Annotated in this window: 13 protein-coding genes; 5 read left to right on the top strand and 8 right to left on the bottom strand. The window is 42.0% G+C overall.

Going from position 1 to position 14183, the window contains the following annotated elements:
• Window positions 1-1329: 1329 nt before the first annotated feature.
• Window positions 1330-2562, bottom strand: a complete 1233-nt coding sequence (gene tyrS, locus MF4640_RS16500) for a tyrosine--tRNA ligase (RefSeq protein ID WP_101495492.1) — start codon at window positions 2560-2562, stop codon at window positions 1330-1332.
• Between the two features lie 63 nt (window positions 2563-2625).
• Between tyrS and MF4640_RS16495 the strand changes: the two genes are divergently transcribed.
• Window positions 2626-3753 carry an anhydro-N-acetylmuramic acid kinase gene (locus tag MF4640_RS16495; protein ID WP_058870637.1) on the top strand — a complete coding sequence of 376 codons (1128 nt, stop codon included), beginning with the start codon at window positions 2626-2628 and terminating at the stop codon, window positions 3751-3753.
• A gap of 111 nt (window positions 3754-3864) precedes the next feature.
• Here the strand turns inward: MF4640_RS16495 and MF4640_RS16490 are convergent, their stop codons facing one another.
• The 4 genes from MF4640_RS16490 to MF4640_RS16475 form a co-directional block, all read right to left on the bottom strand.
• A complete protein-coding gene (locus MF4640_RS16490) occupies window positions 3865-5148 on the bottom strand; it encodes a lytic murein transglycosylase (RefSeq protein ID WP_078390289.1) in 1284 nt (427 codons plus the stop codon).
• 792 nt (window positions 5149-5940) lie between these two features.
• Window positions 5941-7062 (bottom strand): 5-(carboxyamino)imidazole ribonucleotide synthase, encoded by a 1122-nt coding sequence (locus MF4640_RS16485; RefSeq protein WP_005401789.1) that lies wholly within the window; start codon window positions 7060-7062, stop codon window positions 5941-5943.
• 15 nt (window positions 7063-7077) lie between these two features.
• Window positions 7078-7590 carry a 5-(carboxyamino)imidazole ribonucleotide mutase gene (purE, locus tag MF4640_RS16480; RefSeq protein ID WP_004697498.1) on the bottom strand — a complete coding sequence of 171 codons (513 nt, stop codon included), beginning with the start codon at window positions 7588-7590 and terminating at the stop codon, window positions 7078-7080.
• A 192-nt stretch (window positions 7591-7782) separates the two neighbouring features.
• Entirely contained in the window at window positions 7783-8121 is a 339-nt protein-coding gene (locus tag MF4640_RS16475; protein WP_004977754.1) for a DMT family protein, read from the bottom strand.
• A gap of 255 nt (window positions 8122-8376) precedes the next feature.
• On the opposite strand from MF4640_RS16475, the gene mpl reads away from it, so the two are divergent.
• On the top strand, window positions 8377-9744 hold the full coding sequence (mpl, locus tag MF4640_RS16470) for a UDP-N-acetylmuramate:L-alanyl-gamma-D-glutamyl-meso-diaminopimelate ligase (protein WP_078390288.1): 1368 nt from the start codon (window positions 8377-8379) through the stop codon (window positions 9742-9744).
• A gap of 60 nt (window positions 9745-9804) precedes the next feature.
• Here the strand turns inward: mpl and MF4640_RS16465 are convergent, their stop codons facing one another.
• The 3 genes from MF4640_RS16465 to MF4640_RS16455 all read right to left on the bottom strand — a co-directional run bounded on the left by MF4640_RS16465 (window position 9805) and on the right by MF4640_RS16455 (window position 10884).
• Window positions 9805-10188 (bottom strand): hypothetical protein, encoded by a 384-nt coding sequence (locus MF4640_RS16465; protein ID WP_078390287.1) that lies wholly within the window; start codon window positions 10186-10188, stop codon window positions 9805-9807.
• Window positions 10189-10275: 87 nt separating this feature from the next.
• The gene (locus tag MF4640_RS16460; protein ID WP_078390286.1) at window positions 10276-10560 is read right to left on the bottom strand and encodes a GNAT family N-acetyltransferase; all 285 of its coding nucleotides are present in this window, start codon (window positions 10558-10560) and stop codon (window positions 10276-10278) included.
• A gap of 39 nt (window positions 10561-10599) precedes the next feature.
• Window positions 10600-10884, bottom strand: coding sequence for a GNAT family N-acetyltransferase (locus tag MF4640_RS16455; protein WP_058870644.1), 285 nt, complete (start codon window positions 10882-10884; stop codon window positions 10600-10602).
• Window positions 10885-11283: 399 nt separating this feature from the next.
• Here MF4640_RS16455 and MF4640_RS16450 point away from each other — a divergent pair, with 399 nt between their 5' ends.
• From MF4640_RS16450 to MF4640_RS16440, 3 genes are all read left to right on the top strand, one after another.
• Window positions 11284-12249 carry a TerC family protein gene (locus MF4640_RS16450; protein ID WP_078390285.1) on the top strand — a complete coding sequence of 322 codons (966 nt, stop codon included), beginning with the start codon at window positions 11284-11286 and terminating at the stop codon, window positions 12247-12249.
• Window positions 12250-12434: 185 nt separating this feature from the next.
• A complete protein-coding gene (locus tag MF4640_RS16445; protein ID WP_058952476.1) occupies window positions 12435-12797 on the top strand; it encodes a hypothetical protein in 363 nt (120 codons plus the stop codon).
• Between the two features lie 3 nt (window positions 12798-12800).
• A complete protein-coding gene (locus MF4640_RS16440; protein WP_078390284.1) occupies window positions 12801-13961 on the top strand; it encodes a glutathionylspermidine synthase family protein in 1161 nt (386 codons plus the stop codon).
• Window positions 13962-14183: the final 222 nt, after the last annotated feature.

The following is a 14183-nucleotide window of genomic DNA, read 5'->3' as shown; positions in this document are numbered from 1 at the left end:
CAGCGTTCAATCTGAGCCATGATCAAACTCTTCAGTTAAAAATCATTAGTAGCTTATGGCTACAAATCTTGGCTCATCAATTTTCTGACAAATATTTCTCAAATAAACTTCGAGTAATTTTTACCATTCAATCAATGAAATATTTTCGATCGATCAATCAGTAAAAATCCACACAAGTTGTTCTTCATAATCTCTTAATGATCTTTCTAACACCTCGTCAGTGCTAGAAACTGGACTCAATATACTTAACAACTCAGCACTTCGTGCTTCGTTCGTTTCCGTCTATCTCGTCGGTATGGGGTGCATTCTAGAGGATTTCTAAAGCTTTGCAACCCCCAAATTCACTTATTTGAAACGGGCGTTGGTTTTTTCTACAAAACTTAAGAAAAATCGTATTTTTCATCTATTTTTTGATCATATTTATCATTTTTTCTCTTATTTCTTTCAACATGAGCATTTCATTTCCAATCTTTAAAAGTCTTTTAAGCTTGAAATTTAAGCCTTAGCATTTATTTTTTCTTTCAGCAGAGTCTTACCAATCTTCTAGCAACGTTGTTTTCAGACTTAAAATCACTCTGTATTCCGTTCATCCCTGTATTTTTGATAAATCATCTTTCTAAAGACGTAGTTCTTTTATATTTGATACATGCCTAAGCTGAAAAACTGCCACATCGCTACAAAGGCACCTAATTATTTAACAAGAATGGAGTGCTTAGTTGTTTAGTCTGTTTTTATTTCATTCGCATAAATAGAAAAACCCTCTTCTATGCACATCTCAATCAAAATAATTCAAGACAGAGCTGAAATAACAGCCACGATAAAGCTTAATGATACAGAGCATCTGGATATAAGTAGAAAACGCTGTGCTATATACTGTAAGGTAATGACCATCTTTATTGAAAAGTCTGTTGCACCTAACTTTTATGACAACTCGTTATTTGTCTGCGAGAAACTGATTTTAAAAACTAAATTTTTGCCAATAAAAAAGGAAGAGATCTCTCCCAAAACCTCTTCCTCGGAGTTAGATCGTTATCTGATCCATAGATGTCATTATTGTAGTTATCTTAAAAAGCCCCTTAGGGAAGAGACTTGAAAACTGTGGAGAGTTATTCTTATTGACCCTTCTAGCGATGTTAAAAACATCAACTAGACGTTGAAATCTTATACACACTCATTTTAAATTGCAATATTTTTGGAAAAAATTAAGCATTGTTTTTATAAGGTTTTTTTTGAATTTACTTATTTGATTTTTTTATAAAGATTAAAAAATAAAAAGCAGGCCGAAGCCTGCTTTTATATCAATAACTTAAAGCATATATATGCACTGACTTAGTCTGTAAAAGTGACTTTCGCAATGGCTTTTTTACCCGACTGGATAATTAAAGTGACATTTTCTTTAACAGAGAAACTCATATCGACCACGTTCCAATCGACTTTGACCGCACCACGACCCACGGCATCTTTTGCCGCTGCAGCATTTGGGTTTAAGCCCGCTACGCGAAGAATTGTTGCAATAAACAACTCGCCACCAAATTCTGCACGTGAAATTGTCACTTCAGGTGTTCCTTCGGGTAACTCACCCTCAGTAATCAGATTGCCTGCACCTTTATGTGCATTTTCTGCCGCTTCTGCACCATGGAAACGCTCTACCAACTCAAGCGCAAGAATCTTTTTCACTTCTTGTGGATTACGCCCTTCAGCAATTTCGTTTAGCAGGACTTTAATGTCTTCAACGGATTTAAAGCTGAGTAAATCGAAATAGCGTTCAATTAATGCATCTGGCATCGAAAGGACTTTTTGATACATCGCGCCTGGTGCATCAAATACGCCAATATAGTTACCCAAAGACTTAGACATTTTGTTCACACCGTCTAAACCTTCAAGGATTGGTACAGTAATGCAGACTTGTGCTTCTTGATCATAACGACCTTGAAGTGTACGCCCCATCAATAAGTTAAAGGTTTGGTCTGTACCGCCTAATTCAACATCCGCCTCAAGGGCAATCGAGTCATAGCCTTGAACCAATGGATACAAAAACTCATGAATTGCAATCGGTTGATGGTTGTTATAACGCTTGGTGAAGTCATCACGCTCAAGCATACGTGCAACCGTTTGCTGTGAGGCCAATTGAATCAAGTCAGCAGCCGTTTTTTCGGCAAACCATTCAGAGTTAAAACGCACTTTGGTTTTATTTGGATCAAGAATTTTAAACACCTGTTCTTGATACGTTTTTGCATTTTCAAGCACTTGCTCACGCGACAATGGTGGGCGTGTTGCACTTTTTCCAGTCGGGTCACCGATCATCGCGGTGTAGTCCCCAATCAAGAAGGTCACGTCATGACCCAAGTCTTGGAAAGTTTTCAATTTATTAATTAAAACCGTATGCCCCAAGTGCAAGTCAGGCGCAGTCGGGTCAAAGCCCGCTTTAATTTTTAAAGGACGATTTTCTTTTAATTTCTTCAGAAGATCTTCTTCAGAAATAATTTCATGCGTGCCTCGTTGAATGAGAGCAAGTTGTTCTTCAGCCGGCAGGAAATTTGACATCACAAAACCCAAACACATCAGTTATTCAATTTGTGCGATATACTAACACTTTTTCAGCACATTGCAGGCTTTAGAATAATCATGACAGCGATCTATATTGGGGTAATGACCGGCACCAGCATGGATGGTGTTGATATTGTTGCTGCTTCTTTTGATCCATTGCAGCTTCACGCCACCCTCACTCTTTCTTTCGACCCAGATTTACGCGATGAACTGATGGCACTCACCTTGCCCGGTGACAACGAAATCGACCGTATGGGCAAGGCAGATGTGGCTTTAGCAAAGATGATTGGCGAAGGCATCAATCAACTGATTGAGCAAAGTCATTTAGATCGTAGTCAAATCAAAGCGATTGGCTCACATGGACAAACCATTCGCCACCGCCCAGAGCATGGCTTTACCCTGCAAATTGGTGACCCAAACATCATCACCGAAATCACCCAAATTCCTGTGATTTCAGATTTTCGACGTCGTGATATGGCCGCAGGTGGCCAAGGTGCCCCGCTGGTTCCTGCTTTTCACCAAGATATGTTTCAACATGAAAGTATTCATCGCGTCATCTTAAACCTAGGCGGCATCGCCAATGTCAGCATGTTGCCCGCAGGCCAACCTGATCAGGTCTACGGTTTTGATACAGGCCCAGCCAACATTTTAATGGACGCTTGGTGTGAACGCTTTACTGGACAGCCCTATGATGAAAATGGCAATTGGGCAGCTTATGGCCATCCGATTCGTAGCCTACTCGATCGCCTACAATCACATGAGTATTTTTCCAAAGAACCACCGAAAAGTACCGGCCGTGAAGACTTCAACCTCGAATGGCTAGATGAACAAATTGCAGACTGGCGCAATGACCTTGAATATGACGAGCTTGAAGATAGTCCTGAAAATGTTCAGGCCACCTTAATGAAGCTCACCACGCGCGCCATTAAAAAAGCCATCTATCGCTCCGATATGGATACCGGTGAAGTCTACGTCTGTGGTGGTGGTGCCTATAATTCACACCTTTTAGAACAATTACGTTGGCGCTTACGTAAGCACAATTGGTCTGTACAAACCACCTCCGCGATTGGCTTAGCCCCAACTTGGGTGGAAGCGACTGCCTTTGCTTGGTTGGCCATGCGCTTTATCCAACAACTCAGTGGCAATTTGCCGACAGTGACAGGTGCACGGGGCGACCGTATTCTCGGGACGATTACCGCGGTTTAAACATCAAAGCGCTTCTGACCTTTTAGTCGCAAGCCGAGCAAATCAAAAAAGCCAGTCTGGTGAATAACCGACTGGCTTTTTATCTATCTCAACATTTTTTTGCTGTTAATGTTAACGCATCATCAACTTGGCATTTTCCTGCCGAAAGGCTTTTAATATTTGCTGTCCCGCTCGTCCAGTAGGACTTAAACCTAAACGGATTTGCTCCTGTCGAATCGCTTGACGAGTTTTATCACCAATCAAACCATCCACCGCGCCAATATCATAGCCACGATTCAGTAAAAAGTGCTGAATTTCACGACGTTCAGAACGTGAGGTGCCTGCATCATCGGTTGGCCAAGTTGTACTAAACCCGCCTTGCCCTTGTAAGCGGTCTGACAAATGCGCAATCGCTAATGCATAACTTTCTGCTGCGTTATAACTATAGATTGCATCAAAGTTTTTAAACACTAAAAACAGTGGACCATTTTCACCAGCGGGTGCCATCAGCCCCGCTTGCGAGCTAGAGGATAAATTACCTTGAATTAACGCTGAGCCATCTGCGCGTACCACACCATTTTGCATCCAGTAAGATAAGGACTTCTTATTGCGACGACTTTCACCACTCAGAGAGATCGCTTGCGGATTTTTCACTTCAAATCCCCAAGGTTGCCCAGTTTGCCAACCGCGTTTTTTGAGGAAATTGGCTGTTGATGCCAAAGCATCTGTGGTACTCGACACCAAATCACGGCGTCCATCGCCATCAAAATCAACGGCTAACTCTTCATACGTCGATGGCATAAACTGGGTATGGCCAAACGCACCTGCCCACGAGCCTTTCAGTTGTGATTCAGTTAAATCGCCACGCCGTAAAATGCGCATCGCGGCAAAAAACTCTCCACGGAAATAGCTTTGACGGCGCCCTTCACAACTCAATGTGCCTAGCGCTTGTAATAATGGATATTTACCTGAAATATCGCCAAAATTACTTTCCACGCCCCACACGGCAACCACGGTCTCCGCAGGCACACCATACACTGCCGCAACACGATTCAACACTTCACGATGCTTCGCCAATTTTTGCTGACCCACAGCAACACGCTCATCATCCACCAATCCTGACAAATAATCCCAAATCGGCGTGGAAAATTCAGGTTGGTAATTTAATTTTTCAATCACAGAATAATCAGGCGCTAAATTTTGCGTGTAGCGATCATAAGTGGACGCAGACACACCATTCGCCATCGCTTGGCTTTTTAAATTGGCAATACAGCTTTGAAATGAATTCTGAGGACTATAATCGGAAGTTGCGACATTTGAACTGCCTGTAACTTTTTGACCATTAATAATGAGCTCAGCATTCGCCTGAGTCGCCGCTAAAAAAAATGAACCTAAAAGAAAAGCAAAACGGTGCATAAAATCCCTAATCATTCTTTATCTCTAAATTATGCTTTTTACCTTAACACTTTCGATTTCACTTTTCTGAATCAAAACGTAAATGAATATTCATTCTGGTTTAAATTCAAAACCATCTTTTAAATTTAAAACCACTTATCCACAGCACCACAAACCTCAACTTTTGAATTCAAAAACAATCTCTGACTCAGCAAGCACTTTAAATTCAATCATCTTGTTTTAAATTCATTTATCCCCAAATTTTATTTAACACTAACAATCAACAACATATAGAAAATCAACCTTCAAAACCCAAGCTCAATATTTTTAAATTCAAACTCTCAAATTCATTCAGCGGTCTTTAAATTTATTGTTTTGAATTTAAATTCAAACCACATCAAAACATTTAAATTCATTTTAAATTTAAACGCTCAATTTAAATTTAAAACTCACTTTTGAATTCAAAATTTTACTTCTATTTTTTAAATTCAAAATAGACTTAAAAAGATATCCACACACCCAAGTTGACTGAGATTCCTGCTGTTTCGCCTTTTTTTAGGTAAACAGCAGTGTCACATTCAATTGTGGGCTCTGTTTTAAAACGTGCATCTCTGTACAAAACTCGCTTTATTTTGCTTTCAGGTTATTTTTCTATGCGCTAATTTTATCTAAACGGATAAAAAACACGCAATTTATTTTAATTTTGATCCGATTAACGGTCACTTTTTTCAAAGAGGCGCAATCATGCCTGAATGAATCTAAATAAAAAAGCGACCACTCTTGTGATCGCTTTTTTTAACAACAACTGAAGCTTTAGATGGTCATATCTTCGCTCAGTGCCAATGGGTTCGGTAAAATTTTCGCTAACTGACGACATAGCATCGTGAGTTGAGCGGTATCATTCGGCATTAAAGTCAGGTGACCAATCTTACGGCCTTCACGTTCTTCCTTATTATAAAGGTGTAGATGTACACCTTCTAAGGCCAAGACTTGTTCAGACTGTGGATACTGACCAATAATATTGATCATGACCGTAGGGCGAACCACTTCAGTTGAACCCAAGGGTAAGCCTGCCACTGCACGAATATGGTTTTCAAACTGAGAGCATACTGCGCCTTCAATCGACCAGTGTCCTGAGTTATGCACACGTGGCGCCATTTCATTGGCATATAAACCTTTGTCTGTGACAAACAGTTCTAAAGTCAATACGCCAACATAATTCAAATGATTCAATAGACGAGTGATGTAGTCTTGTGCAACGGGTTGTAAGTCCGCACTATTCGGTGCAGGAACAATCGAGTGCGACAAAATACCATGATGATGATGATTTTCAGCCAATGGCCACGTTTTCACATCGCCATTTTGACCACGTACCGCAATGATCGAAACTTCACGTGAGAAGGTCACAAAGCTTTCTGCAATTAAACTTCCAGCAGGGCCTAATTCAGCCCATGCTTGTTCAATTTGTTGTTCAGAGCGCAATACAAACTGACCTTTGCCATCATAGCCACCTGTGGCTGTCTTCAGCACAATCGGTAAACCCAGCTCAGCAACCGCAGCACTTAAACTTTCTAGGGAATCTACCGCTTTATAAGGCGCAACAGGAATCTCAAGCTCATCAAATAACGCTTTTTCAGACAAGCGATGCTGTGCAATAGCTAAAGCCTGACGCGGCGGATGCATATCTTTTTGCTTAGTCAAAACATCAACATCAGACAAAGGCGTATTTTCAAACTCAAGGCTGAAGACATCTGCACTGGCAATAAAGTCTTGTAAACCATTTTCAGTTTTGCTTGAAATCACTGTTCCTAAAGCCGCTGAAGGGCAGTCTGTACTCACATCAAAGAACGTACATTGAATATTCAGTGGCAAAGCCGCTTGCGCCATCATGCGACCCAGCTGCCCACCACCAAAAATACCGATGGTTTTATTCATGAGGAATGCCCCGTATTAAGCTTGGCCTGGAATATTGTTGCTTGCGACTTTGTCAGTTTGTGCAGCACGGAAATCGGCTACATTTTTTGCAATTTCAGGACGTGTCAGACCTAAAATTTGTGCTGCCATAATCGCGGCATTGGTTGCGCCTGCTGGACCAATTGCCAAAGTACCCACTGCAATACCTGCTGGCATTTGCACAATGGATAACAGTGAATCGACACCGTTTAAAATCGAAGACTTCACAGGCACACCAAGTACAGGCAAATCAGTTTTCGCCGCACACATTCCTGGTAAATGCGCCGCACCGCCTGCACCTGCAATAATCACTTGGATACCACGGTCACGTGCTTGCTCTGCATATTCAAAAAGACGATCTGGCGTACGGTGCGCAGACACAACTTCCGCTTCAAATGGGACACCAAGTTGCTTAAGCATATTGGCAGTGTGTTCGAGAGTGGCCCAATCTGATTGAGAACCCATGATAATTCCAACGAGAGGAGTGTCTTGTGAAGCGGCCGCATTCATTGCAATGTTTCCAGAGATAGTTAAGAGAGATAAATCTCGACTAGCGCCAAGCTTTAATAAGAGCCCCGTATTATAGACTGATTTTTCAGCTCTCCAAAATTTAACCGTACAACTAAATGCAGATTTTTCTTGTTTTTTTTTCGAGTGGCATAAAACTTAAATAAAAAGAGGACTGTAGCCTCACTTTTTGATTTATTGGCTGCGAAAGACAAAATACACACAACCAAATAAACACAGTCCTGCCCATAAATAATCGAGCTTAAAAGGCTGTTTAAATAAGAAAAGCATAAACGGTACAAAAACCAAGAGCGTCACTACTTCTTGGGTGATTTTCATTTCACCCATAGACCAGCCTTGCTGTGACAGCATACGGGTCGCAGGAATCATAAAACTATATTCCACCAACGCTATGAACCAGCTAAATAAAATGGCTTGCCAAAGCGGTACACCCGGCAAAAATTTTAAGTGTCCATACCATGCAAGTGTCATAAAACAGTTGGCAATAATCAATAAAATAAAGGGCAGGGACATGAAGCAAGATCGCCAAATTTAGGAGCATTTTATTCTACGTTTTTTGCTAGAAAATTCAGCAAATATTGCACTTTTCAGCCAACTTTTTTACAAAATAAAAGCGTTGTTCAAGCCGCAGAATAATTAAACGATTAGATACAAGAATCACTATCTTTTCGCTAAGCGCCTTGCTATGGTTGCTTTCACATCGAATTAATCACGACAACAGCACCAACAATACGTGATGTGTCTATAAAAGCAGTGGAGTGAGGCGGAATGCATCTGCATATTTTGGGTATTTGTGGCACCTTTATGGGGTCTTTAGCGCTTTTAGCACGTGATCTTGGCCACACAGTGACGGGTTCGGATCTAAACGTTTATCCTCCCATGTCGACCCAACTCGAAAATGCAGGCATTACCTTAATGCAAGGTTATGACCGCAGTCATTTACAACCGCATCCTGATTTGGTCATCGTCGGCAATGCGATGAAACGCGGGATTGATGCCGTTGAATACATGCTCAATGAAGGCTTGCCCTATATTTCAGGCCCACAATTTTTGGCCGATCATGTGCTCCAAGGCAAACACGTACTTGGCGTAGCAGGAACCCATGGTAAAACCACCACCACCACCATGTTGGCTTGGGTGTTGGATCAGGCGGGTTTAGAGCCAGGTTTCCTGATTGGCGGTGTACCTTTAGGTTTCTCTGAAAGTGCGCGTTTAGGTGGTGGTAAATACTTCTGTGTTGAAGCCGATGAATATGATTCTGCCTTTTTCGACAAACGTTCGAAGTTCGTGCATTACCATCCCAAAACAGCCATTTTAAATAACCTCGAATTTGACCATGCCGACATTTTTGATGATCTAGCAGCGATTCAAAAACAATTCCACCACTTGGTTCGTACCATTCCAAGTGAGGGTCGTATCATTGCTCCGATTACTGAAAGCAATATTGATGAAGTTTTAGAGCAGGGCTGTTGGACACCTGTGGTTCGTACCTCTTTAGAGGCCCACGACAAGTCTGAATTGTATGCGGAACAACTAAGTGCTGATGGTTCACACTTTAAAGTACTCCAACACGGCGTGGTGAAAGGCACCGTGCAATGGAGCATGACAGGACAGCACAGCGTGGCCAATGCTTTGGCAACTATCGCTGCGGCTGAACATGTCGGCGTGAGCATTGAAACAGCGTGCGAAGCACTGTCTAACTTTGGCGGCGTGAAGCGCCGTATGGAGCTTTTAGGCACGGTGCGTGGCGTTGAAGTGTATGATGACTTTGCCCATCACCCAACCGCAATAGATACGACGCTGGAAGGTGCACGTAAGCGTTTAGGCGAGCGTAAGTTGTGGGCGATTATTGAACCACGTTCAAACACGATGCGCATGGGAAGCCATAAAGATGGGCTCGCACACTCTGCACGTTTGGCGGATGAAGTGATTTGGTATCAACCAGAAGGTTTGGACTGGGACTTGCAACCTGTCATTGCGGCTGCACCCAACAAGGCCGTGGTTGCACGCACGTTGAATGACATTATCCATACCATCGTCAGTGAAGCAGGCGAGGGTGATGCTGTCGTGATCATGTCCAATGGTGGCTTTGGTGGTTTACACCAAAAATTGATCAGTGCCTTAAACGCAGAATAATTTGTTCCCACTTAGATGAAAAAAACCGCATATGGCGGTTTTTTTTACAAACTTATCCAATTAAAAACCAGACATCGTACCCGTATATTCAAAGTCTTTTAGTTTTGCCCAACCTTGAACCGTGTCTCCCAAGCGTTTGCTGAAATACATGATCGAAACCCACTGTTCTTGGCCATCATCATAGGTGCTATAAGCAGTGATATGGTCATTTTTAATCATAAACAGATCTTTGATTTTACAAGCATTGCTCGGTGCTGAATGAAAATACACTCTGGTTGGAGCAGTCACTTTCATGCCCCAAAGTGGAATAATCTGAACTTCTTTTTGTTCTGCCTTTTCCTCAAATTTTACACAATCTTCAGCATGCAATAAAGGGGCAACTGAACAGAATAGGCCCATAGATAAAAGCGTCTTCATATACTTTAATTCCATCATGTTCAGCATTGTAAAGTCCAAATTAGAACTGCAATGGCAGCTATATCGATCTCATTTTAGTTTAACGCTTAGAACCGCGATGAATGTTGTGAACAATTAAGCCGCGACATCTTCAAAACATTTCTCACGGCGAAACATCACATCGACATAAGAGCAGGTCGGGATAATCTTCAAGTTTTTCTCACGTGAAAAATCAACCAGAGTATCCAACAGCAAACGCGCCACACCTTGACCCCGTAGTGAATCATCGACCCAAGTATGGTTGGCATCAATGGTTGCGTCATCCCGCCAAATATAGCTAATTTCAGCAATGCGCTGACCGTCTGCATTATTTAAAAAAAACTCACCTTTTTGATCACGATCTACATGTTGAAATTGCATAGCACACTCATTGAATGGATTGATTTATCGTTCTCTATCTTAGCGGAATAAAACATCATGAATAGATGGATCTTTGTCGAATACCGATTTGGAAAAGGGACACAAGGGTAAAATTTTCACGCCCTTATCACGGGCAAAGTTAACCAAAACATCCAATAACTGACGCCCCACATGTTGCCCACGGAGCAACTCACTGACCCAAGTGTGATCAATAATAAATTTATCGTCCCCAGCCCAACTATAAGTCATTTCCGCCACACGCTCGTTTTCTTGCTCAACAAAAACTTCGCCTTTACTACCTGTTTCTTGATGTTGAATTTTCATTATTATTCCTCTTTGGTTTACTGTTTTTTTTTAGCTTGCCACAAATTGAAGCAAAATTTTGTCTCATTTATATTTCATCTACAATTTTCTTTAATATTTGCTCAAACCATAAAAATATGCGATGCTTAGCTCACTTTTGGATCAAATCCAAAACCAAATTTATGTTGAACAAGGGGAGTAGCCTCCTCCAAACGTGAAAAATAAATGCCATGCATCACTTTCACGTGTCAGATTATCGTCATTACACTTTGCAAAAAGTCGGTATCTGAGCATTTTAGCGCACAAAATACATACGCTAAAATGTAGGCAAGACCTTGATCATGTTGTCACAGATATTTTATTTCATCTGGCAGCAGGTCAAGGTTTTTTTGTGGCCGATTGCTGGATGTGGAGGATTTCATGGAATCTATCGGCAATTTATGGCTATACATTGCTTTTTTCGGCATTGTTACCGTGATGCTACTAATCGACTTTTTAGGCTTTAAACAAAAAGAAGGTCAAGAAGTTAAAATCAAAACCGCCGCGTTATGGAGTATTGCGTGGGTTTCCGTCGCATCACTCTTTGGTGCAGGTCTCTGGCTGTATTTACAACAAACTGCAGGTGTTACTGTGGCCAATACAAAGGTCATGGAGTATTTTGCAGGTTATTTACTTGAAAAATCTTTAGCCGTTGACAACGTCTTTGTCTGGCTGATGATCTTTGCTGCTTTTGCCATCCCACCTGCACTACAACGCCAATTACTGCTGTATGGTGTATTGGGCGCGATTATTCTACGTACCATCTTTATTTTTATTGGCGCATGGTTCGTGCAAGAGTTCTCATGGATTCTGTATATCTTTGGTGCGTTCTTGGTGTATACGGGTTTCAAATTCTTCAAAGGGCAAAACGAAGAAGAAACCAATATCGAAGATATGGCGATCTTAAAATGGCTACGTAAACATATGCGGATTACCCCGCAACTGCATGGCAACAAGTTCTTTGTCCGTCAAAACGGGATGTTGTGGGCAACGCCGCTGTTCTTGGTGTTGATTCTAGTTGAAGCGTCGGATGTGATTTTCGCGGTGGACTCCATTCCTGCAATTTTCGCGGTGACTTCTGATCCGTTTATTGTGTTGACTGCAAACTTAATGGCAATTTTGGGTCTACGTGCGATGTTCTTCTTGTTGTCTGGTGCAGCAACCAAGATGCATTATCTCCCGTATGGTTTAGGTATTATCTTGGTATTCATCGGCTTTAAGATGCTCATGCTGGATGTGTTCCACATGCCAATTTGGATTTCACTGGGCTTTATTGTGTTGGTGCTTACCATCACTGCAATCTTGTCGATTCGATACAGTAAGAAACATCATCAAACCACCCTCTAATGTTTAAAAAAAGCCTTCCTCTGGGAAGGCTTTTTTTATGACCAAATTTTAGTATGCACAAGACTTAATCCTATGATTTTCGGTGCAAATGCACTGTACTTTATGCAAACAGCTCCCTATGATAAGCGGGCTTAAAACCCTTGGTTTTACCTGTAAAAATAAAAGAACCTGAAGGTTGCTCATCCATGCGTACCAAAAAATTAACTCTTGTTGTAGTGCCAGTTTTACTCACGGCATGTAGCGGTTCTAAAACCCTACAACAGGATGTTTACAATAACCAATACAACTGCTACCAAGACTGGCATTTTGAACTGTGCGAACCTGCTAACGAAAATAGCGAATCGAGCTATAGTGGCTCTACTGGGGTTTATATCGGCCCACAATATTATAAAAATAACCGTAAAGTCCGTTACATGGGCCAAATCTTGAAAGCTCGCGGACGTCATTCGACGGGCACACCTAGAATCTCGACTCACGTTTTTAGCCATGCCAAATCCCAACCCATTCGTGGAGGCTTCGGCCGTGGCGGAGGCTCGTTCGGAGGTTAATACATGAAACGAGTTCTATTCCCTGAGCGTGCAAACTGGCAACAGGCGCATCAAGAGATCGGTTTTGACTACTACAACTTGCCGTCGCGGGATGGTTCAATGTATTGGTCAGAAGGGGTAGCTTATGAGTTTAGCCTCAAGCAAATTGAACAGCTTGAAGATGCCTCGAACGAATTACACCAAATGTGTCTTGAAGTGGCAGGGGATATGATTCAACGCGGTCATTATCCCGAATATTTTCAACTCCCCCCAGCAGCGATTCCTCTGATTGAGCATTCATGGAAAAACCAAGCACCGATGCTCTATGGCCGTTTCGATTTTGCCTATGATGGTCAAGCCATCAAAATGCTGGAATACAATGCCGATACGCCAACGGGTTTACTCGAAGCCTCAGTTGCACAGTGGCATTGGATTGAACAGGTCGAAAATATTGCAAACCGTGATCAGTTCAACAGCATTCATGAAAAGCTCATTGAGCGCTGGAAACAGCTCTATCCTGCGCGAAGCCGTGTCCATTTCGTAGCCTGCCAAGAAGCAGGACGTGAAGATTGGGGCAATTTAGAATACCTCATGGATACTGCTTTTCAGGCAGGCTTAAATGTCAGCGAACTGTCGATGGAAAACATCGGTTGGAATGGCACAGCCTTTGTCGATTTGCATCAGCAAGAGATTCAGCATTTATTTAAGCTATATCCGTGGGAATGGATTTGGGAAGAAAGTTTTTCACAATTTCTCAAACCTGAAACCGAATGGATTGAACCGTGTTGGAAAATGCTGCTCTCCAATAAAGCCCTATTGATCGAGCTATGGAAACGCTTTCCAAATCATCCATTGTTGTTAGAAACCCATGCTTATGATGCGCACGCCCACTACGCAGGGAAATGGGTGCGTAAGCCCATCTTAGCGCGCGAAGGCGCAAATATTCATATCCTACAAAACAATGTCGATTGCGGCGCAGCCTCAGGTAGTTTTTACTTCGATGACTACGACAAATATGGTTATGTCATGCAGCGCTGGGTAAAAACTCCGTTGCATGAAGGCATGCTGCCCACCTTGGGACTTTGGATGGTCGGGGATGAATGTGCGGGGATGTCACTGCGTGAAGATGTATTTGATGTGATCGGCAATGATGCGCATTTTGCTGCGCATTATTTTGTGGAATAAAGTGGCGCTCTAAATCACCTATTTAAAATAAGTGTCCAATGATTAATGCGGGTCTGTTCAGGCGTTTTAGTAGGAGCACCATCACTTTTAGGTTATGAATCGTACCGGGTTTGTCGGAGAGTCAATATTCTGAGAGACTATCCCGATGACAAAATTAAAATATACCCCTGAAATCAGAGAAAGAGCGGTTCAATTATTGATTGAATCTGAAAAAGATTATCC

It is taken from the genome of Acinetobacter sp. MF4640 (genome assembly GCF_002018895.1).
In the GTDB taxonomy this organism is placed as follows: domain Bacteria; phylum Pseudomonadota; class Gammaproteobacteria; order Pseudomonadales; family Moraxellaceae; genus Acinetobacter; species Acinetobacter johnsonii.
This window is presented reverse-complemented; position numbering and strand designations above follow the sequence as displayed.

Bases quoted from the DNA above. Each gene is read 5' to 3' on its own strand.
- MF4640_RS16450 (WP_078390285.1), top strand. From the start codon at position 11,284: ATGGAATCTATCGGCAATTTATGGCTATACATTGCTTTTTTCGGCATT.
- MF4640_RS16495 (WP_058870637.1), top strand. From the start codon at position 2,626: ATGACAGCGATCTATATTGGGGTAATGACCGGCACCAGCATGGATGGT.
- MF4640_RS16490 (WP_078390289.1), bottom strand. From the start codon at position 5,148: ATGCACCGTTTTGCTTTTCTTTTAGGTTCATTTTTTTTAGCGGCGACT.
- tyrS (WP_101495492.1), bottom strand. From the start codon at position 2,562: ATGTGTTTGGGTTTTGTGATGTCAAATTTCCTGCCGGCTGAAGAACAA.
- MF4640_RS16475 (WP_004977754.1), bottom strand. From the start codon at position 8,121: ATGTCCCTGCCCTTTATTTTATTGATTATTGCCAACTGTTTTATGACA.
- MF4640_RS16460 (WP_078390286.1), bottom strand. From the start codon at position 10,560: ATGCAATTTCAACATGTAGATCGTGATCAAAAAGGTGAGTTTTTTTTA.
- MF4640_RS16465 (WP_078390287.1), bottom strand. From the start codon at position 10,188: ATGCTGAACATGATGGAATTAAAGTATATGAAGACGCTTTTATCTATG.
- MF4640_RS16485 (WP_005401789.1), bottom strand. From the start codon at position 7,062: ATGAATAAAACCATCGGTATTTTTGGTGGTGGGCAGCTGGGTCGCATG.
- MF4640_RS16440 (WP_078390284.1), top strand. From the start codon at position 12,801: ATGAAACGAGTTCTATTCCCTGAGCGTGCAAACTGGCAACAGGCGCAT.
- MF4640_RS16445 (WP_058952476.1), top strand. From the start codon at position 12,435: ATGCGTACCAAAAAATTAACTCTTGTTGTAGTGCCAGTTTTACTCACG.
- purE (WP_004697498.1), bottom strand. From the start codon at position 7,590: ATGAATGCGGCCGCTTCACAAGACACTCCTCTCGTTGGAATTATCATG.
- mpl (WP_078390288.1), top strand. From the start codon at position 8,377: ATGCATCTGCATATTTTGGGTATTTGTGGCACCTTTATGGGGTCTTTA.
- MF4640_RS16455 (WP_058870644.1), bottom strand. From the start codon at position 10,884: ATGAAAATTCAACATCAAGAAACAGGTAGTAAAGGCGAAGTTTTTGTT.